At 67.7% G+C, this 23,512-nt stretch carries 24 protein-coding genes; 11 read left to right on the top strand and 13 right to left on the bottom strand.

Annotated features, from left to right (window positions below):
• The 3 genes from tuf to ASF57_RS04360 form a co-directional block, all read right to left on the bottom strand.
• On the bottom strand, positions 1-1,190 hold a 1,190-nt coding region (gene tuf / locus ASF57_RS04370; protein ID WP_056480538.1), incomplete at its 3' end, for an elongation factor Tu.
• Positions 1,191-1,433: 243 nt separating this feature from the next.
• A complete protein-coding gene (locus ASF57_RS04365; RefSeq protein WP_056480536.1) occupies positions 1,434-1,895 on the bottom strand; it encodes a tellurite resistance TerB family protein in 462 nt (153 codons plus the stop codon).
• 119 nt (positions 1,896-2,014) lie between these two features.
• Positions 2,015-2,458, bottom strand: a complete 444-nt coding sequence (locus ASF57_RS04360; RefSeq protein ID WP_056480489.1) for a DMT family transporter — start codon at positions 2,456-2,458, stop codon at positions 2,015-2,017.
• A gap of 194 nt (positions 2,459-2,652) precedes the next feature.
• Here ASF57_RS04360 and ASF57_RS04355 point away from each other — a divergent pair, with 194 nt between their 5' ends.
• A complete protein-coding gene (locus ASF57_RS04355; RefSeq protein WP_056480484.1) occupies positions 2,653-3,282 on the top strand; it encodes a biliverdin-producing heme oxygenase in 630 nt (209 codons plus the stop codon).
• A 64-nt stretch (positions 3,283-3,346) separates the two neighbouring features.
• Here ASF57_RS04355 and ASF57_RS04350 read toward each other — a convergent pair whose 3' ends face one another.
• The 7 genes from ASF57_RS04350 to ASF57_RS04320 all read right to left on the bottom strand — a co-directional run bounded on the left by ASF57_RS04350 (position 3,347) and on the right by ASF57_RS04320 (position 11,588).
• Positions 3,347-5,908, bottom strand: a complete 2,562-nt coding sequence (locus ASF57_RS04350) for an HWE histidine kinase domain-containing protein (RefSeq protein ID WP_056480482.1) — start codon at positions 5,906-5,908, stop codon at positions 3,347-3,349.
• A 208-nt stretch (positions 5,909-6,116) separates the two neighbouring features.
• Entirely contained in the window at positions 6,117-6,398 is a 282-nt protein-coding gene (locus tag ASF57_RS04345; RefSeq protein WP_082503673.1) for a hypothetical protein, read from the bottom strand.
• 22 nt (positions 6,399-6,420) lie between these two features.
• Positions 6,421-8,490, bottom strand: a complete 2,070-nt coding sequence (locus ASF57_RS04340) for a hypothetical protein (protein ID WP_210166819.1) — start codon at positions 8,488-8,490, stop codon at positions 6,421-6,423.
• Positions 8,491-8,582: 92 nt separating this feature from the next.
• Positions 8,583-10,406, bottom strand: a complete 1,824-nt coding sequence (locus tag ASF57_RS04335) for an ATP-binding cassette domain-containing protein (RefSeq protein WP_056480473.1) — start codon at positions 10,404-10,406, stop codon at positions 8,583-8,585.
• 56 nt (positions 10,407-10,462) lie between these two features.
• The gene (locus ASF57_RS04330; RefSeq protein WP_056480471.1) at positions 10,463-10,690 is read right to left on the bottom strand and encodes a hypothetical protein; all 228 of its coding nucleotides are present in this window, start codon (positions 10,688-10,690) and stop codon (positions 10,463-10,465) included.
• A 101-nt stretch (positions 10,691-10,791) separates the two neighbouring features.
• Positions 10,792-11,106, bottom strand: a complete 315-nt coding sequence (locus ASF57_RS04325) for a polyhydroxyalkanoic acid system family protein (protein WP_056480468.1) — start codon at positions 11,104-11,106, stop codon at positions 10,792-10,794.
• Between the two features lie 125 nt (positions 11,107-11,231).
• Positions 11,232-11,588, bottom strand: a complete 357-nt coding sequence (locus ASF57_RS04320; RefSeq protein WP_056182943.1) for a septal ring lytic transglycosylase RlpA family protein — start codon at positions 11,586-11,588, stop codon at positions 11,232-11,234.
• A 602-nt stretch (positions 11,589-12,190) separates the two neighbouring features.
• On the opposite strand from ASF57_RS04320, the gene ASF57_RS04315 reads away from it, so the two are divergent.
• On the top strand, positions 12,191-13,384 hold the full coding sequence (locus ASF57_RS04315) for a site-specific DNA-methyltransferase (RefSeq protein WP_280138732.1): 1,194 nt from the start codon (positions 12,191-12,193) through the stop codon (positions 13,382-13,384).
• A 70-nt stretch (positions 13,385-13,454) separates the two neighbouring features.
• Here the strand turns inward: ASF57_RS04315 and mutY are convergent, their stop codons facing one another.
• On the bottom strand, positions 13,455-14,768 hold the full coding sequence (gene mutY, locus ASF57_RS04310; protein ID WP_244476806.1) for an A/G-specific adenine glycosylase: 1,314 nt from the start codon (positions 14,766-14,768) through the stop codon (positions 13,455-13,457).
• A 224-nt stretch (positions 14,769-14,992) separates the two neighbouring features.
• On the opposite strand from mutY, the gene ASF57_RS04305 reads away from it, so the two are divergent.
• The 9 genes from ASF57_RS04305 to ASF57_RS04265 all read left to right on the top strand — a co-directional run bounded on the left by ASF57_RS04305 (position 14,993) and on the right by ASF57_RS04265 (position 21,130).
• Positions 14,993-15,478, top strand: coding sequence for a DciA family protein (locus ASF57_RS04305; protein WP_056480464.1), 486 nt, complete (start codon positions 14,993-14,995; stop codon positions 15,476-15,478).
• Between the two features lie 138 nt (positions 15,479-15,616).
• On the top strand, positions 15,617-16,270 hold the full coding sequence (locus tag ASF57_RS04300) for a thioredoxin domain-containing protein (RefSeq protein WP_056182939.1): 654 nt from the start codon (positions 15,617-15,619) through the stop codon (positions 16,268-16,270).
• Positions 16,271-16,463: 193 nt separating this feature from the next.
• Positions 16,464-16,838 carry an AtpZ/AtpI family protein gene (locus ASF57_RS04295; protein ID WP_056182936.1) on the top strand — a complete coding sequence of 125 codons (375 nt, stop codon included), beginning with the start codon at positions 16,464-16,466 and terminating at the stop codon, positions 16,836-16,838.
• 121 nt (positions 16,839-16,959) lie between these two features.
• Positions 16,960-17,715 (top strand): F0F1 ATP synthase subunit A, encoded by a 756-nt coding sequence (locus tag ASF57_RS04290; protein ID WP_056182933.1) that lies wholly within the window; start codon positions 16,960-16,962, stop codon positions 17,713-17,715.
• A gap of 93 nt (positions 17,716-17,808) precedes the next feature.
• Entirely contained in the window at positions 17,809-18,036 is a 228-nt protein-coding gene (locus ASF57_RS04285; RefSeq protein WP_018044493.1) for a F0F1 ATP synthase subunit C, read from the top strand.
• 91 nt (positions 18,037-18,127) lie between these two features.
• The gene (locus ASF57_RS04280) at positions 18,128-18,691 is read left to right on the top strand and encodes an ATP synthase subunit B (RefSeq protein ID WP_056182929.1); all 564 of its coding nucleotides are present in this window, start codon (positions 18,128-18,130) and stop codon (positions 18,689-18,691) included.
• A 95-nt stretch (positions 18,692-18,786) separates the two neighbouring features.
• A complete protein-coding gene (locus ASF57_RS04275; RefSeq protein ID WP_200935811.1) occupies positions 18,787-19,272 on the top strand; it encodes an ATP F0F1 synthase subunit B in 486 nt (161 codons plus the stop codon).
• A gap of 173 nt (positions 19,273-19,445) precedes the next feature.
• The gene (locus ASF57_RS04270; protein WP_056480457.1) at positions 19,446-20,372 is read left to right on the top strand and encodes an ABC transporter ATP-binding protein; all 927 of its coding nucleotides are present in this window, start codon (positions 19,446-19,448) and stop codon (positions 20,370-20,372) included.
• Entirely contained in the window at positions 20,369-21,130 is a 762-nt protein-coding gene (locus tag ASF57_RS04265) for an ABC transporter permease (protein ID WP_056182918.1), read from the top strand. Before ASF57_RS04270 ends, ASF57_RS04265 begins: the two co-directional genes overlap by 4 nt.
• 17 nt (positions 21,131-21,147) lie before the next feature.
• Here ASF57_RS04265 and ASF57_RS04260 read toward each other — a convergent pair whose 3' ends face one another.
• The gene (locus tag ASF57_RS04260; protein ID WP_056480454.1) at positions 21,148-21,912 is read right to left on the bottom strand and encodes an alpha/beta hydrolase; all 765 of its coding nucleotides are present in this window, start codon (positions 21,910-21,912) and stop codon (positions 21,148-21,150) included.
• 194 nt (positions 21,913-22,106) lie between these two features.
• Complete coding sequence (locus tag ASF57_RS04255) at positions 22,107-23,366, bottom strand: outer membrane beta-barrel protein (RefSeq protein WP_056480452.1); 1,260 nt, start codon at positions 23,364-23,366, stop codon at positions 22,107-22,109.
• Between the last annotated feature and the right edge of the window lie 146 nt (positions 23,367-23,512).

The raw sequence follows: 23,512 nt of genomic DNA, 5'->3' as shown, positions 1-23,512 counted from the left end.
TACTCGTTGATGGCGGCGACGACGCCGGCGCCGACGGTGCGTCCGCCTTCACGGATGGCGAAGCGCAGCTTCTCTTCCATGGCCACCGGCACGATCAGGGTGACGTCCATGGTCACGCTGTCGCCCGGCATCACCATCTCGGTGCCCTCGGGCAGCACGCACACGCCGGTCACGTCCGTGGTGCGGAAGTAGAATTGCGGGCGGTAGTTGGTGAAGAACGGCGTGTGACGGCCACCCTCTTCCTTGGTGAGGATGTAGGCCTCGGCCTTGAACTTGGTGTGGGGCTTGACCGAGCCGGGCTTGCACACGACCTGGCCGCGCTCCACGTCCTCGCGCTTGGTGCCGCGCAGCAGCACGCCGACGTTGTCGCCCGCCTGCCCCTGGTCGAGCAGCTTGCGGAACATCTCGACGCCCGTGACCGTCGTGGTCTGGGTGTCGCGGATGCCCACGATCTCCACCGTCTCGCCGACTTTGACGATGCCGCGCTCGACGCGACCCGTCACCACCGTGCCGCGACCCGAGATCGAGAACACGTCCTCGATCGGCATCAGGAACGGCTTGTCGATCGGACGCTCCGGCTGCGGGATGTAGGCATCCACCGACGCCATCAGCGCCAGCACCGCGTCGTGGCCGACGGCCTTGTCGCCGTTGTCCAGGGCGACCTTGGCTGAGCCCTTGGTGATCGGGATGTCGTCGCCGGGGAAGTCGTACTTGGAGAGGAGCTCGCGCACCTCCATCTCGACGAGCTCGAGGAGCTCGGCGTCGTCGACSAGGTCGACCTTGTTGAGGAACACCACCAGGGCCGGCACGCCGACCTGACGGGCGAGCAGGATGTGCTCGCGGGTCTGCGGCATCGGGCCGTCGGCCGCCGACACCACCAGGATCGCGCCGTCCATCTGCGCCGCACCCGTGATCATGTTCTTCACGTAGTCGGCGTGGCCCGGGCAGTCGACGTGGGCGTAGTGACGGTTGGCCGTCTCGTACTCCACGTGCGCCGTCGAGATCGTGATCCCGCGCGCCTTCTCCTCGGGAGCCTTGTCGATCTGGTCRTAGGCCGTGAACGTCGCACCGCCCGACTCCGCCAGGACCTTCGTGATCGCCGCCGTCAGAGACGTCTTGCCGTGATCAACGTGACCGATCGTGCCGATGTTGCAGTGCGGCTTCGTACGCGCGAATTTCTCTTTGGCCATNGTGATCGCCGCCGTCAGAGACGTCTTGCCGTGATCAACGTGACCGATCGTGCCGATGTTGCAGTGCGGCTTCGTACGCGCGAATTTCTCTTTGGCCATCGTCTCTTTCCTGCGGCAAGCTCACACGAGCGGTCGCCCGGGCTGTCGCTCGACGCGATGTCGAGCCGGGCGAAAGACGGTGGCTCGCTTAGAGGCTTGCCGTCCTTTGATCAAGGGCTTTGCCGAATTCGGGCCGGCCGCCCTCTATGGAACCGGGCGCCGTACCGGCGATGCGGCGAGGAGCGCGGCCTTGTCGAGGCCGAGTGCCGCGGCGATCTCGTCCAGGGCCCGCGCCTCCACGTCGACGATTCCATCGAGGTCGGCCACATCCGCGGCGATGAGGAAGGTCGCCTCGCGGTCCTCCTGCCCCCGGTCCTCGATGGCGGCGACGAGGCGCAGGTTTTCGGCCCGGCCGGCCCGCGTCCTGGCCCGGGCGATCCCGTCATAAAGTTCGCTTTCCAGCATCAGCCGGTCGTAGCCCTTCTCGAGGATCGGGTTGGCCTGCATGCCCGCCAACGCCATGTCGAACTCCTCGCTCGCGACTTCCCCGTCGGCCACGATCACGTTGGCGGCGGCCGAGACCATGGCCTGCATCAACGCCTTGTCACCCGCATAGGCCGTCACGGTCTGGCTGAACCGGCTGACGAGATCCTGGAAAATGGTCATGGCAGCCTTGGCAGCGGTCGGGTCGGTGAGAATGGGGGCGTCGACGTAGCGGAGAGGCTTTGCCGGTCCGGCGCCGGATGACAAGCGGGGCGAACGATTTCGGGTCCTGTGCGACGGAGTCAAAACATCGCCACAAGGGCGATCCCGGCGATCATCAGCAGACCTCCGAGGAGGCGCCAGACGGTCACGCCGTGCTGCTCGAACCCGATCCAGCCGAAATGGTCGAGGAGCATCGACGTCACGACTCCGGCCGTCACCAGGAGACCGAAATAGGGCGCGGCCCCGATGGTCTGGGCTACGAAGAGCTGGGACAGGATGAGGAGCGCCCCCAGGGTGCCGCCGAGCCAGGCCCAGGGCGGCACGGACCGGATCTCGTCGACGGTCGGCAGGGCGAAGCGGCCAAGCATCAGGCTGACCACCAGCAGGGTCCCGGCGCCGACCAGCGAAACAACGATGGCCGCCGCGAAGGGCTGCCCCAGGGATTTCGACAGGGTCGCGTTGGTTCCCGACTGGACCGCGTTGGCGATGCCGGCCACGAGGGCGAAGCCATAGAGGAGCCACATGGGGAATCCTGGAGAATCCTGGGCGGGAAAATGGGCGAGGAAACGGACGATGAAGTGCGTGGTGAACGGGCGCGGATGTCACCGTGATCCTGTGATCGATCCTTGGCGGCGGCGTCGGATCGTCTAAGACCGTCGGGACCATCCGGCGCAGCGGACCCGATGGCGAAGAATCGGGCTACCTGGGGGATCTGGGCATGGACGAGGGACAGGTGCCGTTCGCGGTGCATGCGATGCCGGAGCCGAGGGAGCCGGGGGAGCGACGTGTGGCCGAGCCACGCGATCTCCGCTTCGTGCTTCGGGACGCGACGGACGCGGCCCATCGTCGCCTCGATGCGGGGTTTGCCGCCCACGACCTGACGCGCCGTGCGGATTACGTCGCCTTCCTGTCGGCGATGTCCGGTCCCTTCTGGCAGATCGAGGGATGGCTCGACGGGATCGAGGCCGCGTTCCTGCCGACCGACTGGCCCGTGCGCCGCCGCTTTCCCGAGCTTCGCGCCGACCTGGAAGGCCTGGGGCTTGCATTCGATCCCGCCGCAGGCGCCGAATCTGGAGCCGAGAGGCCGTCTGAGGCTGAGGCGCCGGGTCTGCTCTACGTTCTGGAGGGATCGCGCCTCGGCGGTCAGGTCCTGCTGCGACAAGTCGTGACCAGCATCGATCCGCAGGTTCGGGCGAATGCCCGCTTCCTGCGCCATGGCGAGGGCCAGCGCCTGTGGCCGAGCTTCGCCGCCTGGTTGGCAGCCCGCCCCGCGGAAGGGCACGAGGCCGCCATTCGGGGCGCGCATCGCGCCTTCGCGCTGTTCGCGGCGGCGCAATCCACGAGATAGACCATCGCTTTTCCGGCTTTGCGCCGCTGCGGCCGACGCATCGTCGATGCTGGGCCGCAAGATGTCACTGCCTTCCGGGAAGAGACGCCAGGGCCCGGCGCAGGGTGTCGGCCGTATAGGGCTTCTTGATCATCATCACGGCGCCGAGTTCGGGCGGGATGCGGAAGCTCTCGCCGTAGCCCGTGGCGAAGACGAACGGAATTCCGGAGGCCAGCAGGCGACGCGCGACCGGTAGGCTCGTCTCCGATCCGAGATTGACGTCCAGAAGCGCAAAGCTGGGGCGCGCCGCCTCGATCTGCCGCAGAGCCTCGTGGACGGAGCCCGCCATGTCGACGGCCGATGCCCCGAGAGAGGCCAGGATCTCCTCAGCCTCGAGGGCGATGATCATGTTGTCCTCGACCACCAGGACCGTGCCCGACAGGGTGATGGGATCGAGGTCCGGCATGGATTCGCGACCTGGCGCCGCCTGGGGCTGTGCAATCGGGGCCGGGCGCACATAGCGCGCCGGCACTGCGAAGCGCCCGCGCAGACCGGTCAACGCGTAGCTGATCTCCGCCTCGCCCTTCAGCTCGTATGGGATCGAGCGCTCGATCAGCGTCGTGCCGAAGCCGCGCCGGCTCGGCGGTTTCACCGGAGGGCCGCCGCTCTCGCACCAATGGATGACGAGGCAGTCCGACGGATCGCGCTCCCACGCCACGTCCACCTGCCCGGCGGCCTCCGACAGGGCGCCGTACTTCGCCGAATTCGTCATCAGTTCGTGGATGACCAGAGCGAGGGTGGAGAACGCCTGGGGTTCGAGGAGGACGTCGGTTCCCTCCAGGCGAACCCGGACCGCCTGCTGGTTGAGGTAGGCTTCGGCCTCGAGGGTGATCAGGTCGCGCAGCGAGCCCGGTCCCCAGTTCGTGGTGGTGATCTGGTCGTGTGCACGCGCGAGAGCCTGGATGCGCTCCCCGATCACGCTGGAAAACTCCTCGACGCTGGTCGCCCGCGATCGGCTCTGGGCGACGATGCCGCGGATGAGGTTCAGGATGTTGCGGACCCGATGGTTGAGTTCCGCGATCAGCAGCTCCTGGCGCTCTTGCGCGGTCTTGCGCTCCTTCTCGGCCGAATCGGTGAGCCGCAGGATGACTTCGAGGAGCGTGATCCGCAGCGCCTCGGCGATGCGCAGGTCCGCCGCGCTCCAGGGCGCGGACTGGCCGCGCACGACTTCGGTCCAGGCCTCGAAGCTCTTGCGGGGGGTCAGACGCAGGCCGTTCGGGCCGAGCGATGCGGGCTTTTCCGGATTGCCGGCCCAGGTCACCGTCCGGGCGAGTTCGGTCCGGAAGAACACCAGGAAGTCGCGCGGCGCTCGCGAGATCGGAATCGCCAGGAGACCGGCCGCCCGTTCGGTGTAGTCGGCAGCCGGCGGATGGACCGCACCGATTTCTTGCGTCGCGAAGGCCCGGCTGGTGGCGGTCCGGTTGAGGAAGCGGACCAGGCCGGTGAATTCCTCCGCCGTCGGGGTCGCACCCCGCAGGGTGATCTGCCCGTTCACCCAAACTCCGATGCCGTCGCAGGTGACGATGCCGGCAATGTCGTCGAGGAAGTCGGTGATATTCTCCAGGCTGGTGCCGCCGGAGGCGAGGGCGCCCATGAGGCGATCGTGCAGGGCACGGGAACTTCCCTCGTAAGCCGCCTCCGCCTCGCGCTCCCGACTCTCCAGAATCAGCGAGAACATCTGGCCGAACAGCTCGGCGCCGGTCCGGCGCTCCAGGGAGATGTGGCGCGGTTCGGTATGGTGGCAGGCGAACAGGCCCCAGAGCTTGCCGCCCCGCAGGATCGACACCGACAGGGAGGCCGCCACCCCCATGTTGCGCAGGTATTCGAGGTGGATCGGCGACACCGTCCGCAGCGTGCTCATCGACAGGTCGAGCGGGCGCCCATGCGGGTCGCGCTGCGGCAGCACGGCGACCGGCTCGGCATCGACATCGGCGATGATGCGCAGCCAGTTGCGCTCGTAGAGGGCGCGCGCCTGCTTCGGGATGTCGGAGGCCGGGTAATGCAGCCCGAGATAAGGATCCAGGCTGGACCGTGCGGATTCGGCGATGACCACGCCCGAGCCATCGGGATCGAAGCGGTAGACCATCACCCGGTCGAAGCCGGTCAGCGCGCGCATCTGGCGCGCGGCCTCGCGGCAGAAGGGATTGAAGCCGATGGTCTGCTGCAGCCGCCCGACCATGCTGCGGACGAGGTTGCCCGCGTTGAGATGCTCGCTGACGCTCGGCTCCATCTCCATGACGATGGCCCCATCGGAGAGGTGCAGGGCGATGTCGTAGGGTGTGCCGCCCGGTCGCAGGGGGGTGCCGAAGATCCGGTCGATGGCGTCAGGTCCGCGCAGGGCCTGCAGATGGCCGCGGATCAGGTGGATCGTCTCCCCGTCGATCAGGTCGGACAGGGGAAGTCCGAGGAGATCCGGCTCCAACAGACCGAGACGGACGGCCGCGTTCTCCGACGCGCGAACCACGATCCAGTCCGACGAGACGGCGATCAGGAAACCGAAGGGCTGAACCGCACCCAGGATGTGGATCGGCTCACGGTCGCAGGATGACAGATCCAGGGGCTGGGTTCGTTCTGCGTGATCCGTCATCAGGTCTGGTGTGCTGGGGGCCGCTGGTACCGGAGGGTGGCGCGCCCCGGGAACAACGACAGAACACCGGGAAAGTCCCGTCGATTGTCGGGGACCGGACGCAAATCCTTCGCAAATGTGACGGTCAGGCAACGCTTGCGCCGAAAAGAGCAACGCATGTCCCGAAGGGAAAAGGGTTCGTCCAGCGGGAAAGACCGGGTGCGGCCCGTCATGGCCGTTCGCCGCTGCCGTGGAGAACGGCCGCGACCAAAGTCGCGCCGATCAGGTAGGCCGCAAGCGCAAGCGCCGTGCTCTCGACCCAGAATCCGGCACGGCCCGGAACCAGGCCGAAGACCGCGATGCCGGCGGCGGCTGCGACGGCCGCGACCAGAACCACTGCGATCCCGCGGGCCATCGGCGTTCGGGGAAGTCCCGTCAGCCAACCGACGGCGGCTCCGAGAAGGGCGCTGGCGACCAGCACGGGCCACAGCAACGTCATCAGAAGGGGCACGGATTCTGCCTCGCGTCGTGCGTCATGACCGGTTCGCGATTCCCACGCCCTCGGCGGCGGGCCGTACTGTCCCGCCCGCTGCGATCGCCACCTGGTCCGGTCGCAAGCCGGCCTGAAGCAGGTAGTCGACGATCGCCAGGGCCCGCTGCTGGGCGAGGTCCGGCCCCGGTTCCGCCGTTGCCGCCGGCTTCGCGTCGGTCTGACCCGGCGCGCGTTTGGCCGAGTCGGTTTTCGGCGCGGTCTTTGGTGCCGTCCTCGGGGCGGTCTTGGCGAGGGACTTGTCCTTCGAGTCCTGCTTGTCCGAGCCCTTGTCACCCGGCCTCTTGACGGTCTCCGGCTTTTCCAAACGCGTGGCTTCCAGGGACGCGGTGCTCTCCACCGCCGATTCGACAGCGGGCTTGTCGACTGCAGTCTTGTCGACCGCAGTCTTGTCGAGGGTGGAATTGGCGACAGCAGTCTTGGCCGATGCCGCGGGGTCGCTCGGATCGCCATGGCCGGTGATGAGGAGCCGTAGGGTCGGGCAAGTCTTCGCCAACACGGCGATCGCATCGAGACGTGGATAGAAGGCCGGTTTCAGCGTGGCGCTTCCCGGCGAGAACACAGGGCCCGGGCCGGCCGCGCCGGCGTCGAACGCGGTCACGCAGGCCTCGGGGGGCCGGACCGCTGTCGCCCCGGGGGAGGTCAGCGTGGTCTCGGCATTCCAGCCCTGCGGCATCGCCGCCGACAGATCGACCGCCATGCGCCGGGCACCCTGCGGGTAAAGGCTCTCGCCCATCAGGGTCACGGAGCGGTCGGCGATGCGGGCCTCGCCCTTGGCCAGGAGCGTGAAGGAGCCCGCGGTGACCTGAAGCGCGCGGGCGAGTTCGGCCGGCGCCCCCTGCCCCAGGCGGGTCCTGTCGATCAGGCGTTCGCGAAACAGCCGCGCCCGCAAGGTGCCGAGCAGCGCCTCCCGGGTTGCGGTATCCGGAAGGTGCCCGGTCAGGGTGACGCTGTCTCCATCCCGCCGCATCGCTACCCGATAGGGCGAGAGCGGACGTGTGGTCAGGGCCACGTCGCCGCGCGCGAGGCCGGCGGGCAATCCGGTGCGCAGCAGGGTGTCGATCTCGGGGATCGCCTGCGCGTCCAGGGCGACTCCGCTGAGCGAGACGCGCGCCTCGGCCACGGTGACGCTGCCCTCCTGCATCAGGCCGGCGAGCTGCAGCGTCACGCGCGCCATCGCGGCCGCATCGATCTCCGGCGGGAGTCCGCGGGCGCTGCGCATCCGATCCGTGACTTGGCCGTTCTCCGCGGCGGCCGCCGCTTCGCCGCGAATCTCGGCGCGCACCGCGTCCGACACCACGTAGCCGGACAGGTCCAGTCCGCCTTCGGCGGAGCGCGTCACGACGAAGCGGAAGTTGGGAATCATAGCCGGTAGGATCGCGATCCGGCCGAGGCTGTAGCCCATCGGCAGATCGGTGAGGGCTGCTCTCAGGGCCTCGTCGTCCGACACCGACGCCGCCTCTCCGAGGATGGAAAGCCGCGTGTCCTCCAGCATGATCCGGCTGCCGGGCGTGAGGGCACGCAGGCGGGCCAGGGCGTAGGTGGCGGCGGTGGTGAAGTCCGGCGGGCCCCCGAGGGCGGCATGGGCCTGGTCTCGCAGGGGTGTTCCCGGCTCCAGCGCCGGGGCGAGTTGCTCGGCCAAGGCTCCAACCCCGATTTCGGCCGGGCGCGATCCCGTCAGGTCGACCCCGTCCCGGCTTCGCGTCGCGATCCAGACGAAGGGCGAGGCCAGCGCCACCAATCCGACCGGCCCGACCAGACGCCGAACGCCGGGCAGGTCGGCGAGGCGCCGATGCGCGGTGTCGCGGGTCGCGGCATCGGGCGCCTCACCGTTGAGGATGAGGTCGCGCCCGGCGACCGCGACGCGCAACCACGGCTCCGCACCGGGTTCGGCCGTCGCCCGCGCGATCGCATCGGCCTCCGCGCCGAGGCGATCCTCGACGCGCGGCGTGATCCAGGCGGCGGAGACGCCCAGGATCGCTGCGAGCCCGGGCAGACCGACGGCCCAGCCGAGGCGACGGCATCGGTCGCGAAATGGAGAGGCGGCGGACACGTCGGACCCCGGTGGCAGGTGGCGCATGGAAGCGGGCGCACGTCGATGGTATTCCACAGGCGCATCGCGGCATCATGAAGGCCGATGGCCGCTCATACGTCGCGCAGCATCTCCAGTTCGAGCCATCGGTCCTCGGCTTTCGCGAGTTCGGTCTCGGCGACCCTGAGGAGATCCGAAGCCTTCGCGAAGCGTGCCGGGTCGCGGGCATAGAGGCCCGAATCGGCCAGAACCTCGCGCAGCTTGCCGATATCCGCCTCGAGCTTCTTCATCCGGTCCGGCAGGGTCTTCAACTCGTGCTGGTCCTTGAAGCCGAGCTTCGACTTGCCGGCCGACGTCCCAATCTCCGGGGTCTTCGCACGGTCTCGCGCATCCCCGCGCGACTCAGCCTTTCCGGCGCGCTGCGCGACGGCGCGGGCCTGCACGCCCTCCCCGCGCTGGGCGATCATGTCGGTGTAGCCGCCGGCATATTCGACCCAGGCCCCCTCCCCCTCGCTGACGAGAACGCTCCCGACGACGCGGTCGAGAAAGTCTCGGTCGTGGCTCACCAGGATCAGCGTGCCGGAATAATCCGCCAGCATCTCCTGCAGGAGGTCGAGGGTCTCCAGGTCGAGGTCGTTGGTGGGCTCGTCGAGGACGAGGAGGTTGGCGGGCTGGGCGAGCGCGCGGGCGATGAGCAGGCGGTTGCGCTCGCCGCCCGAAAGCACGCTCACCGGAGTGCGTGCCTGCTCCGGGGCGAACAGGAAGTCCTTGAGGTAGCCGATGACGTGGCGGCTGACGCCGCCGACGATCACCGAATCGCCACTACCGCCGGTCAGGACCTCGGTGACCGTCATGCTCGGCTCCAGCACGGCGCGAGCCTGGTCGAGGAGCATCATCTTGAGGTTGGTGCCGAGCGCCACCGTGCCCGAATCCGGCGGTACCTGCCCGGTGAGCAGGTTGATCAGGGTGGTCTTTCCGGCCCCATTGGCGCCCACGATGCCGAGGCGGTCGCCGCGCATCACCCGCAGCGACAGATCGTCGACGATCCGGCGTTCTCCGTAGGCCTTGGCCGCGTGCTTGGCTTCGATCACCAGGGCACCGGAGCTCTCGGCCTCGGTCGAGGTCATGGTGGCGGTGCCCACGGGGCGCCGGTCGTCGCGACGCTCCTTGCGCAGCGCATGCAGGTTGCCGAGCCGGCGCACGTTGCGCTTGCGCCGCGCGGTGACGCCGTAGCGCAGCCAGTGCTCCTCGTCCGCGATCTTGCGCTCGAGCTTGTGGCGGTCGCGCTCCTCCTCCTCGAAGAAGGCGTCGCGCCAGGCCTCGAAGGTGGAGAAGCCCTGCTCGATGCGCCGGGTCACACCGCGGTCGAGCCAGATCGTGGTCTTCGACAGGGCGGAAAGGAACCGCCGGTCGTGGCTGATCAGCACCAGGGCGCCGCGCACGCTCTTGAGTTCGGATTCGAGCCACTCGATGGCCGGCAGGTCGAGGTGGTTGGTGGGCTCGTCGAGGAGCAGGATGTCGGGCTCGGGGGCCAGGGCCTGGGCCAGGGCGACGCGGCGTCCTTCGCCGCCCGACAGGCTGCGCGGGTTCTCCGCGCCGGTGAGGCCCAGGCTCTCCAGCAGGTAGCGGGCGCGGTAGGCGTCGTCGTCGTGGTTGAGCCCGGATTCGACGAAATCCAGGGTCGTCTCGAAGCCCGAGAAGTCCGGCTCTTGAGCCAGGTACCGGATGGTGGTGCCTGGCTGAATGAAGCGTTTGCCCTTGTCGGGCTCGACGAGCCCGGCGGCGATCTTCATCAGGGTCGACTTGCCCGAGCCGTTGCGCCCGACGAGGCAGGTGCGTTCGCCGGGCGAGATCGCGAGTTCGGCGCGCTCGATCAGCGGCGTTCCGCCGAAGGTGAGCGCGACGTCTTGGAGGGTGAGGAGCGGAGGAGCGGCCATGGGGCCGGCTTATGGCAGCGACAGCGCCTCCGAACAAACCCGCAATCCGGGCGGGCTCACATCGTCGGGTTGGCGGGACCGGTCGGCATCGGGTCCGGGGCGATGGCGGGGCCGATATCCGGATCGTTGACCGGGATCTCGGTGGGCGTCACGTCCGGGGCCTCGGTCGGAGTCGTGCCCGGCACGTCGGTGCCGGGGGTGTCGGGGCCGGGTGCCGGCGTCTGGGGGGCCTCGTAGGGCGTCTCAGGCACCGGGGCTTCCGGGATCGGGCCGGGGTTCGACATCGCTTAGCGCCTCTCAGAGCCTCAGGAACGGACCGGTGGAACAGTCCGCCCCGGAGGGAGGTTCCGAGCGGCGGCGGCCCGACTTCACTTCCCGCTCGCCGTCACTTCTTGGTCAGGAGCAGATTGCCCTCGCTGCCGAGCTTCTTCTGGATCTGCTGTGCGAACAGGGCCAGCAGCAGGGGCAGCCGGACCTCGACCCGCACGGTCTCGGGGCGGACATCCACCTGCCCGTCGACCTTCTGGCCCAGGGCCGTCATGGCGAAGTCGAGCCGGTCGTTGGTCCAGGCCATCTTTTCCACGGCGACACCCGCCTTGGCGAACAGCCCGTCCGCCTGGGTGATGCCATCCGCGATGCGCCGGCGGGCCTCGGCCAGGCCGAGTTCATGAGGGATTTCGACGATCAGCGGCTTTGCCATGGGGTTCTGAGCTCTCGGTTCTGCCGGCGAGATGGGGCCGGCCGGTCCATCTCACAACGCCGACCGGCCCGATAAGCTCAGTTCCCCACGAGCTCAGGTCATCACGCGCTCAGTTCACCACGTGCTCAGTTCACCACGCTCAAGGCGACATAGGTCGTGCCGCCCATCCCGAGCGCACGGGCCGAGCCCCGAGCAAGATCGATGATTCGACCGCGCACGAAGGGGCCGCGATCGTTGATGCGTACCACCACGGAGCGGCCATTGCGCTTGTTCTCGACCCGGACTCGGGTGCCGAACGGCAGGCTGCGGTGGGCGGCCGTCATCCCGTTCGGATTGAAGCGCTCGCCGTTCGCCGTCCGGTGCCCGCTCGCATACCAGGACGCGGCGCCGCTCTGGGCGCTGGCTGGTTGAACGGCGGCGAGTGTCACGACGGTCCCGATGATGGCAGCGGCCCCACGAACAGGCTTGATAGTCATCCGCATTCCCTTTGTTGTTTCGGATGGCCGGCAAAATGAAGCGGAACGGGGCCAAAATGAGACCGGCGAAATGTGGCCTCAGGTGCCTTGTTTGAGGCTATAACGATTTCTTAATCTCCAGTTGTGTGCGGCGATATTGTCGAATAACCGCGCGGATTCCAATGATGCGGAGGCCTTGCTGTCGCATAGATCAAGCCGGTGAAAATGGGCTGTGACGGGCCCTCCGGTACAACGTTGGGCTGCGACAGAACGAAACTACCGATGCGCTGAGCGAAACCCTGTCCTGCAGGCGAACGTAGCGGGCGGACGGAGAGAATTTTTCTCCCGATCGAGCGAGAGGTGAATCCGCCGGCCCGAGCGGGTCTTCCGACGGGCCGAGATCAGGTGTGGCGTCAAGCGAGCCGTTGCCTGAGGTTGACGTGCGATGACATTGGATCTGCAAAGCCGATATTTGCAGTGACCGCCGGAATAGCCTGCTTCTGCACGGAACGACCAACCCGGCAAAAATTGCAGCCCCAAATCGAGACGTCTTGTCGGGATGCCGGCAACCCGGCCTTTACGTTAACGGGGCCAAGGTCTGCCGGTCAGTCGCGTAACCGGTGTTTGCCATGGCTTCCCTGCGTACCGCGGTCGCCGACACCGCCGCCCGGAAAAGTGTCTCGCGTGCCGGGCGGCTCGTGTCAGCGCCGCGGATGGGTCTCGTACCCCCCGCTCAGCGTCTTCCCCTCGACGAGATTCTCGTCGGCGATTGCATCGCGGCCATGAACGCCCTTCCGGCGTCCAGCGTCGACTGCGTCTTTGCCGACCCGCCCTACAATCTCCAGCTCGGAGAGGGCTCGCTGCTGCGTCCCGACCAAAGCCGCGTCGACGCCGTCGACGACGACTGGGACAAGTTCTCGACCTTCGCCGCCTACGATGCCTTCACCCATGCGTGGCTCGCCGCCGCGCGCCGGGTGATGAAGCCGAACGCCACCCTGTGGGTCATCGGCTCCTATCACAACATCTTCCGGGTCGGCGCCACGCTGCAGGACCTCGGCTTCTGGATTCTCAACGACATCGTCTGGCGCAAGGCCAACCCGATGCCGAACTTCCGAGGCAAGCGCTTCACCAATGCGCACGAGACCCTGATCTGGGCCTCCCGCTCGGCGGACTCGAAGGGCTACACCTTTCACTACGAGGCGCTGAAGGGCGGCAACGACGACGTCCAGATGCGCTCGGACTGGTTCATCCCGCTCTGCACCGGCGACGAACGCCTGAAGGGCGCTGACGGTCAGAAGGTCCACCCGACCCAGAAGCCGGAGGCGCTGCTCGCCCGCACCCTCCTGTCGGCGACCAACCCCGGCGACGTGGTGCTCGATCCGTTCTTCGGCACCGGCACCACCGGCGCCGTCGCCAAGCGTCTCGGCCGCCGCTTCATCGGCATCGAGCGTGAGACGGCCTATGCGCAAGCCGCCCGCGCCCGCATCGATGCCGTCGAGCCGCTGTCGCAGGCGGCCCTTCTGGTGGCGCCGAGCAAGCGCGCCGAGCCGCGCGTGGCCTTCCTCAGCGTCATCGAGGCGGGGCATATCCGTCCCGGCGAAACCCTTACCGACGCGCGCGGCCGCCACAGCGCCATCGTGCGCCCCGACGGAACCCTGATGGCCGGGCCGGCCACGGGCTCGATCCACAAGATCGGCGCCCTGGTGCAAGGCTTCCCCGCCTGCAACGGCTGGGATTTCTGGCACGCCACCCGCGACGGCAAGCCGGTCCTCATCGACGTGTTCCGGGCCAAGATGCGCATCGCCATGGGTTCGGCGGCTTGAGCCGCGCTCGCGTTTGTCAGGGATCAGTGGAAACCGGCTATCCCGACGAGACAAGCGAAAACGAAAAACTCTAACGCGTCCGGGGTCGTCCGCGCTTGCGCGGACCGACCGGGGGTGCAGCGTCGGCCGGTGCCTCGAACCCACCCATCTCGTCGTCGATATCCCGCGGCGGCGCCGGTGCCGGGCGTGGGGTCGGCTTCGGCACGGGACGGAAGCGCGGCTGAGGCGGTATCGATTCCGGCTTGGGGTCGGCGAAGAGCGGTGTGTCCGGCACGCTCCGCATCGCCTTCGGCCGACCGGGCTTGGCGGCCTTCTCCGGCTCGGGCTTCGGGTCGAAGGCGTGCGCCAGCACCTTCTTCATCACGCCCGGCAAGGGCTCGTCGTCGAGGTCGCGGCGCGGCGTGAAGCGCATGCCGGCGGGCGCCGCCGTGCTGAGTGCGACCTTCGCGCAGAACACCGTCAGCTCCAGGGGGAAATGCGTGAAGCCGTGCCGCACCAGCCCCGGCAGGCGCTTCCAGCGGGCATCCAGCGGCGCGTCGAGGAGGGCCTGGGCCGGGTCGTAATCCGGCTCCCACGGGCTCATGGGCGGCTCGGCCATGGCTCCCAGCAGGCCCTCGGGGGGACGTGTGCGCAGCAGGATCGCCTCGTCGCCGCTGCGGATCGCCACGAAGGCTGCGCCCCGTCGCAGCGTGCCCTTCACCGCCTTCACCTTGCGGGGGAAGGTCTCCTGCAGGCCGAGGGTGCGGGCGCGGCACGGCGCCATCCAGGGGCAAAGGGCGCAAGCCGGACGCTTCGGCGTGCAGATGGTGGCACCGAGATCCATCACGGCCTGGGCAAAGTCGCCGGGGCGGTCGGACGGCACCAGAGCCTGCGTGACGAGACGGATTTCGGGGCGGGCCGCGGGCAGCGTCGTCTCGATGGCGAAGAGCCGCGTCATCACCCGCTCGACATTCCCGTCCACCGCCGCTTCCGGCCGGTCGAAGGCGATCGCCGCCACGGCGCCCGCCGTATAGGCGCCGATGCCGGGAAGCTTGCGCAGGGCCGCCGCCGTATCGGGGAACCGGCCGGCGGCCGCTACCGCCTTGGCGCAGGCGTGCAGGTTGCGGGCGCGGGAATAATAGCCGAGCCCGGCCCAGGCCGACATCACGCTCTCTTCCGGCGCCTCCGCCAAGGCTTCCACTGTGGGAAACCGCCCCAGGAACTTCTGAAAATACGGCTTCACCGCCGCGATCGTGGTCTGCTGCAGCATCACCTCCGACAGCCAGACCCGGTAAGGGTCGGGTGTCTCACCCGGCAGCGCCCGCCACGGCAGGACCCGACGATGCCGGTCGTACCAGGTCAGAAGGTCCGCGGCCTCGGGGGCGAGAGGTGTTGTGTGGGACACGGGCACCGGCGCGTGGTGGGGATGCCCGTCCATAGCCGTCCGGCCGGACGCTTCAAAGCGCGCATTCGGCGAAGCGGCTTCGAGTGGTGCGGCTTCGAGCGATGCGCCTTCGAGCGAAGCCGCTCGGAGGAATGCGGCTTCGGCCTGCCGGAACCGCATGCTAACCATTGCACGCGATACCGGAGTCTCGGACCCGGCGCGAACCGACCCACGGAACCCTGCGCATGGCGCGTGTCAAACCCCTTGCCGAGTTGCTGGAGGGCTGCATCGGCCCGGCCTTCGCGGCGCAAGGGTTCGCCTCCACCGATATCCTGGCCGCCTGGCCCGAGATCGTCGGGGAGCGGCTGGCGCGCTACTGCCAGCCCTCCAAGCTCGAATGGCCGCGCCGGCGTCGGCGCGAGGAGGAGGGTCGTCCCGATCCCGGCACCCTCGTGGTCCGGGTGGAGGGCGTGTTCGCCCTCGAATTGCAGCATCTCGCGCCGGTGGTGATCCAGCGCATCAACGCGCATTACGGCTGGGCCTGCATCGGCAAGATCGTGATGCGCCAGGGCCGGGTGGACCGGATCGGCCGCCGGCCACCGCCCCCGGTGATCGACCCCGTTCGCCGCGGCGAAGTGGCGCTCGCCGTGCAGGCGATCGAGCACGATGCCCTGCGCGATGCGCTCGATCGCCTCGGGACCGCGATCATTGCGACGACCCACAAGCGCTAGTCGACGCATTCGGCTTCGCGCGCATTGGCGCATGCTCCTGCGCGCAAGTTGGCGCATGCTGCCTTGTCAGGACGCTTGCGGGATTCTACCGCATCGCTGACGAACAGATTTGGTCCGCGACCGGAGCCCGCCCCGAGCATGATCACCCGACGCGACGCCCTGAAAGCCACCGGCCTTGCCGTCGGCGCGGCGATCCTCCTGCCCCGGTTCACCCTCCCGGCCGTGGCCGAGGATGCAAACCTCTCGACCCTGATGGAGCCCGGCCCGCTCGGGGACGTCTGGCTCGGACCGAAAGACGCCAAGGTGACGATCATCGAATATGCCTCGATGACCTGCTCGCATTGCGCCGCCTTCCACAAGAACACTTGGCCGGCCCTGAAGGAGCGCTACATCGACACCGGCAAGGTGCGCTTCACGCTCCGGGAATTTCCCCTCGACCCTCTGGCGACGGCGGCCTTCATGCTGGCGCGCTGCGACGGGGATGCAAAATATTATCCCATCACGGACCTGCTGTTCGACCAGCAGGCGGGCTGGGCCTACGTCCAGAAGCCGCAATCGCCCGTCGATGCCCTGGAGCAGATGCTCCGCCAAGCGGGCTTCTCGAAGGAGAAGTTCGAGGCCTGCCTGAAGGATCAGAAGATCTACGGAGCCGTCAACGCGGTGAAGCAGAAGGGCATGGACACCTTCAAGGTCGATTCGACGCCGACCTTCTTCATCAATGGCGAGCGCTTCAAGGGCGAGATGACCATCGACGGGATGGAAAAGGTGATCAAGCCGCTCCTCGGCGCCTGATCGCCCACCGGCCCACGGCTTTTGCGAACGCCCGGGGGCGGATCGGTAAAACACGAATTTCTCGTGTGTTGCCAGGATCTTACGCTGTGTCGAGGGTGCCTTGACACCCAAGGTAGGCGAAACTATGGTGCGCCCCGCCTGACGGAGGCGTTCCGACCGGTTCCCAACCCTCTCGCCAATGTGAGTTTTCGCCGTGAGCGGCAACGAAACAGGGGACGAAGGCGGGGACGGACGGAAGAAAGCACTGGACGCCGACCTCTCCCAGAGGCTCAAACGTCTTGAGACGCAGATTGAGCGGAAGCGGCCCAGCGCCCCTCCCGGTCATTCCACGCGTCCCGGTCCTGCGACCGGGCCTTCTCCTCTCGGCCAAGCGATGCGGCTCTCGACCGAGTTCATCGCAGGCGTCCTGGCCGGGGGCATTCTCGGCTGGATGTTCGATCATTTCCTTGGGACGAAACCCTGGGGGCTGATCGTCCTGCTGATGCTGGGCTTCGCGACCGGCGTCTACAACGTCATGCGTGCCGCGGGATCGCTCTCGAAGGCGCCGACGACGGAACGGGACCCTTGAGCGGTCCCGAGGGGGAACGCCGCACGCGCGGCCGGACCAGGGTTTTTCAGAATGCCGCTTCGGCGGCGCCGGTGGTGGCGGGTCGTCTGGCTCGCCAAGATTCAGAAGGGCGGGAGCGGCAATGGCCGTAAAGATGGATCCGATCCACCAGTTCGAGCTCAAGCCGCTGGTCTCCTTCGGTCATATCGGTAACCAGGAGATCGCGTTCACGCAGTCCGCGCTCTACATGTTCGCCGCCGTCGGGATCATCGCGCTGATCACCGTGGTGGCCACATCCCGCCGCTCGGTGGTGCCGGGCCGCATGCAGTCGATGGCCGAGATCTTCTACGAGTTCATCGGCTCGACCCTGCGCCAATCCGCAGGCCACGGTTCCGAGCGGTTCATGCCGCTGATCTTCTCGCTCTTCATGTTCGTGCTCGTGCTGAACATGCTCGGCATGATCCCCTACGCCTTCGCCGTGACCAGCCACATCATCGTCACCTTCGCGTTGGCGCTGCTCGTGATCGGCACCGTCATCGTGTACGGCTTCATGGCCCACGGCACGAAATTCCTGAAGGTCTTCGTGCCCTCCGGCGTGCCCGGCTGGCTGCTGCCGATGATCGTCGCCATCGAGATCGTGTCGTTCATCTCGCGCCCGATCAGCCTCGCGGTTCGTCTCTTCGCCAACGTGCTCGCGGGCCACATCGCGCTGAAGATCTTCGCGGGCTTCGTCCCGGCCCTGCTCGCCGCCGGTGCCTGGGGTGCGATTTCGCCGCTGCCGCTGGCGCTCAGCGTCGCCGTCACGGCCCTTGAATTCCTCGTCGCCGGTCTGCAGGCCTACGTCTTCGCGACGCTCGCCTCGATCTATCTCAGCGACGCGCTGCATCCCGGCCACTAAGGCGCCGGGACGCCATCCCCTTCCGTCCCCGGTTCGCGATCGCGGCCGGATTTCTCTCCACGCAACGACGATACGGACACCAGGAGCAATTTGATGGATCCCTTAGCTGCCAAGTACATCGGTGCCGGCCTCGCCTGTCTCGGTATGGCGGGCGCCGCCATCGGCCTCGGCAACCTCTTCGGCCAGTTCTACGCCGGCGCGCTCCGCAACCCCTCGGCCGCCGACGGCCAGCGCGGCAACCTGCTCCTCGGCTTCGCGCTCACGGAAGCGCTCGGCATCTTCTCGCTGCTCGTCGCGCTGCTGCTCCTGTTCGCCGTCTAGTCGAAGCGAACCGATATCGGACCGGACGCGGCGTCCCCGAGGGGATGCGATACGCGTCCGGTCCTGACCAACTCATTTTCCGAAGGACGTCATGGCTCAGCCGGCGCACCCAACCGCAACACAGGATGGTTTCATGGCGACTCCGCCTGCAGAGCACGGCGGCGGCTTTCCGCCCTTCGAGAGCCATACCTTCGCATCGCAGCTGATCTGGCTCGCCCTGGCCTTCGGGCTGCTCTATTACCTGATGGACAAGATCGCCCTGCCGCGCATCCAGGCGATCCTGCATGATCGCGCCGTGCGCCTGTCGGGTGACCTCGACGAAGCCCAGCGCCTGAAGGCCGAGGCGGACACCGCCGGAGCCGCGTACGAGAAATCCTTGAGCGACGCGCAGGCCAAGGCGCAGGCCATCGCCCTCGAGACCCGCACCGCCCTCACGCAGGAAGCCGAGACCAAGCGCAAGGCGCTCGAGGCCGAGCTCAATGCCCGCATCGCCGCCTCCGAGGCGACGCTGCGGACCCGGACCACCGAGGCCATGGGCAATGTCCGCGGCATCGCCGGCGAGACGGCTTCGGCCATCGTCGAGCGCCTCACCGGCCGCAGCCCCGACGAGGCCTCCCTCGCCAGGGCCCTCGACAGCGTCGCGTTCCCGCACTGAGGCGGACCGCCAAACCAAACCTCACCGGCCGAGCCTGAGGGTCCTCCGACCCGGGCTCACCCGCCGGACGCCACCACGTTGGGACGACGAGCATGTTGTTGGAAGCCGAGTTCTGGGTCGCAGTCGCCTTCGTGCTGTTCATGGCCGTGGTCTGGAAGGTCGGCGGCTTCAACCAGGTCACCAAGGGCCTCGACGGCCGCGCCAAGCGCGTCCGGCACGAACTCGACGAGGCTCGTCGGCTTCGTGAAGAGGCTGCCGGCGTACTCGCCGATTACAAGAAGCGCCGCTCGGAGGCCGAGCGCGAGGCCGAGGCGATCGTGGCGTCCGCCCGCGAGGAGGCCCAGCGCATCGCCGAGGAGGGCCATGCCCGCCTGAACGACTTCATCGCCCGCCGGACGAAGTCGGCCGAGACCAAGATCGCCCAGGCTGAGGTTCAGGCTACCGCCCAGGTCCGTGCCGCCGCCGCCGACGCGGCCGTGAAGGTCTCCGAGGTGATCCTGCGCGAGCGCATGCAGGGCGAAGCTGCCGAAGGTCTGGTCCGCCAGAGCCTCGGCGAGGTCCGGAACCGCCTCCAGGCCTGAGGTCGCATCCCCGATGCCGGGTCTTTCCCGCACCGGGCATCGGCACACCGATCCTCTGCGACATCGCAGAAGCCGCCGCGAGGCGGCTTTTTCGTTTTCCGGGCGCCTGCCCGTCGGCGGCATGCTATAGCGCCGGCCCGATCGTGCCGGCGCCACGCCGCAGCGGAGTCCCGATGCAGCCGATCATCTCGATCCAGAACCTGTCGAAGGTTTACGCCTCCGGCCTGAAGGCCCTCGACGACATCAGCCTCGACATCGCCGAGGGCGAGATCTTCGCGCTTCTCGGCCCCAACGGCGCCGGCAAGACCACGCTGATCAGCACCGTCTGCGGCATTGTCACCGCCAGCGAGGGGCGCATCCTGGCGGCTGGGCACGACATTGCCCGGGATTACCGCAAGGCGCGCCGCCTCATCGGCCTGGTGCCGCAGGAACTCACCACCGACGCCTTCGAGACGGTGTGGGCCACCACGAGCTTCAGTCGCGGCCTGTACGGCCTCAGGCCCGATCCGGCCCATATCGAGCGGGTGCTGCGGGACCTCTCCCTATGGGAGAAGCGCGACGCCCGGATCATGACCCTGTCCGGTGGGATGAAGCGGCGCGTTCTCATCGCGAAGGCGCTGAGCCACGAGCCGCGCATCCTCTTTCTCGACGAGCCGACGGCGGGCGTCGACGTGGAATTGCGGCGGGACATGTGGCGGCTCGTCCGGTCCCTGCGCGATACGGGCGTCACCATCATCCTCACCACGCATTACATCGACGAGGCCGAGGAGATGGCCGACCGCATCGGCGTGATCCGCAAGGGACAGATCATCCTGGTCGAGGAGAAGGCCGAGCTGATGCGCAAGCTCGGCAAGAAGCAGATGACCCTGAACCTGCAGGAACCGCTCACCGCGGTGCCCGACTCCCTGGCCCGCCACGATCTCACCCTCAAGCCGGGCGGCCAGGACCTCGTCTACACCTACGACACCAAGGGCGAGCGCACCGGCATCACGGCGTTGCTGGCGGACCTGGCCCAGGCCGGCATCCGGTTCCGCGATCTCCAGACCAGCCAGTCGTCGCTGGAGGAAATCTTCGTCGACCTCGTGAAGGAGCGCGCATGAACTGGTATGCGGTCCGTGCCATCTACGGCTTCGAGATGGCCCGCTTCTGGCGCACAGCGCTGCAGAGCATCGTCGCCCCGGTCATCGCCACCTCGCTCTACTTCGTGGTGTTCGGGGCGGCCATCGGCTCACGCGTCGCCTCGGTCGACGGCGTCGCCTACGGGGCGTTCATCGTGCCCGGGCTGATGATGCTGTCGCTGCTCACGCAGAGCATCGCCAACGCCTCCTTCGGCATCTACTTCCCGCGCTTCGCCGGCACGATCTACGAAATCTTGTCGGCGCCTGTGTCACCGCTGGAAATCGTCTTGGGCTATGTCGGCGCAGCGGCCTCGAAGTCGATTCTGATCGGCCTGATCATTCTTGCCACCGCCACCCTGTTCGTGCCCCTGCGCATCGAGCATCCGTTCGTGATGGTGCTGTTCCTGCTCCTGACGGCGGTGACCTTCAGCCTGTTCGGCTTTCTGATCGGCCTCTGGGCCGACGGCTTCGAGAAGCTGCAGTTGGTGCCACTCCTCATCGTCACCCCGCTGACCTTCCTGGGCGGCAGCTTCTACGCCATCGAGATGCTGCCGCCGTTCTGGCGGGCGGTGAGCCTCGCCAATCCGGTGGTCTACCTGATCAGCGGCTTCCGCTGGTCGTTCTTCGGCACCTCGGATGTCGGCGTCGGCGTCAGCTTCACCATGGCGCTGGTCTTCCTGGCCCTGTGCCTCGCGGGCGTGACCTGGATCTTCCGGACCGGCTATCGCCTCAAGAGCTGAGGTCCGGCGGCACCCGGTCAGGGCCGCTGCTTGAGAAAATCGAGGACGCCGGCCCGATGGCCCCGGTCACCCACCGCCGTACTGTGATCGCGGTTCTGCAGTTCGAGCGCGGTGGCGTTCGGCAGGAGAGCGACCAGAGCCGGGCCGGAACCCGAGACCGTATCGAGGGTGCCGGTGGTGACCAGGGTCGGCGCGCGGATCTCCGCGACCTCGGCCCGCGATAGGGCTTGGCGCGAGCCGCGCATGCAGGCGGCCAGGGCGCGCAGGTCGCTCTTCGTCTGCTCGGCGAAGGTCCGAAAGGCGGCGGCGGTCGGGTTCGGGGCCGGCGCACCGGGCTCCGCCTCCAGGGCTTCGGCGATGCCGTCCGGAAGCCCCCTGCCCTCGACTAGGTGGAGGCCGAGACCGCCCAGCAACAGCGAGCGCACCCGCTCCGGCGCGTCGAGGGCGAGGAAGGCGGCGATGCGCGCACCCATCGAGTAGCCCATCACGTCGGCGCGGGCGACGCCGAGATGGTCGAGCAGGCGGCGCGCGTCCTGGGCCATGAGGTCGGCCCCGTAGAGATCCGGGTCGTAGAGCTTCTGGCTCTCGCCATGGCCGCGGTTGTCGAACGCGATGGTGCGGTAGCCGGCCTGGGTCAGCGTCCGTACCCACAGGGTATTGACCCAGTTCACCGCATGATTCGAGGCGAAGCCGTGGATCAGCAACACCGGATCGCCGGTGCCGCCCTCGGCCGGCACGTCGATATACGCGATCGCGACACCATCGGAATCGAAGCTCTGCATGGGCTCGGGCCTTATCGGTCGGGGCATGGTGCCTGCCTCCTTGGACCGTGCGGCGCCCTGACGAAAGCCCCGCGATGCTGCTCGCCGGAAAATCTCAACGGCAGATGTCTCTGCCGGACCGCCTCGTTCAAACAGAAAGCGGCGGCAGGTTTCCCCTGCCGCCGCTTTTCGTCAGACCGGTCGGATCGCGAGGATCAGAAAGTGATACCGGTCTCGAGCATGTAGCGCTCCTGCGAGGTCTTCAGGCCGCTGCGGCCGAAGCCGAGGCCGGGGGTGATGTCGTAGAGCTGGACCGTCGAGAACTCACCGCGGACAAAGTAGCGGTCGAAGGTGAAGGTCGGGGTGACGGTGAAGGAGAAGGCCGAGCTGCCGGCACCGTAGAGGACCGACGTCTGCCCAAACGGGTTTCCACGGTTGCCGCTCTGGCTGATGTACTCGACGCGGCCGGCCAGGGCGAAGTTGTCGGTGAAGGCGTAGCTGGCGAGAAGTGCGCCGCCGATCGTCTCGGCACCGGCGAGGCCGAGCACCACGCTGCTCTCGACGTTGGTGTATTGGACGTAGGGCGTCACGATCCACGGACCGTCGGCATAGGTGTAGTTGGCGCTGATGATGCTGCTGTTCTGCAGAGCCGCCGGGGTGGCGTACTGGTAGCGCAGGCCGCGGCGGCCGAAGGGGTTGACGAAGTCGAAGTTGGTGTAGGTGGAAAAGTGGGTGCCGCCGTTGATGCCGACCGTGTTGGCGGCGTCGATCTTGTAGGTGATCGCACCCGTGACCCAGTTGATCTCACCCGAATAGAAGCCGTCCGTGGCAGCGAACGATGCCGCCCACGGACCGTCCGAGTAGTTCACCTGCACGCCCTGGTTGATCACGTTCTCCTGGTTGAAGAGGAGGCCGCGCGAGATGTTCAGGTTCTGGAAGGTGAACGGCAGCTCGGAGCCGATCAGGGTCGGCATGCGGCCGCCCTGGACCGACCAGTTGTCGTTGATCACGTACTTGCCGAACACGATCGGGGCGGGAGAGTACAGCAGATCGGTCTGATCGAAGGTGCCGTAGATCGGCAGACCGAGACCCGGGATCGAGTAGGCACCGAAGGCGGCATAGAACTGGAACGGCCCGTCAGCCTTCTGGATGAAGCCCATCAGGTTCGAGACGTCGACGCGGCCGGCGCGATCGCTCGGCAGAGGCGCGGGCGAGAACGTGTACTGGTTCGGCTGCGTGTAGAAGTAACCGGTCACCGCGCCGCCGACATAGATGTCGCCGAAGCCGCCGATGGTCAGGCAGGCTGGGTTCGGGTTCTGCTTGATGATGCCGCCATAGGCCGGGAAGGTGATCTCAGCCTTGCAGGACGCCGGGATCGGAGCCGGAGCTACGGGCACCCTCAGATCGGCGGCGTAGGCACACACCGAGGAGAGAAGGATGGCCGTAAGAGCAAGGAGCGGTTGCTTGATGGTCATTGGGGAACTCTGAGGCGGGATCGATGTTGCATTGAACGTCTCAAAGTACCTGCGTCGCGGCAAAGCTATCCTTTGTGCATCCGCCTACTTTTGAGGCAGATTAGACCTGCGCGCCGCGGTTTGGGTCGTGGTGTTGCCACAATGGA

This window comes from Methylobacterium sp. Leaf117 (genome assembly GCF_001422985.1).
In the GTDB taxonomy this organism is placed as follows: domain Bacteria; phylum Pseudomonadota; class Alphaproteobacteria; order Rhizobiales; family Beijerinckiaceae; genus Methylobacterium.
This window is presented reverse-complemented; position numbering and strand designations above follow the sequence as displayed.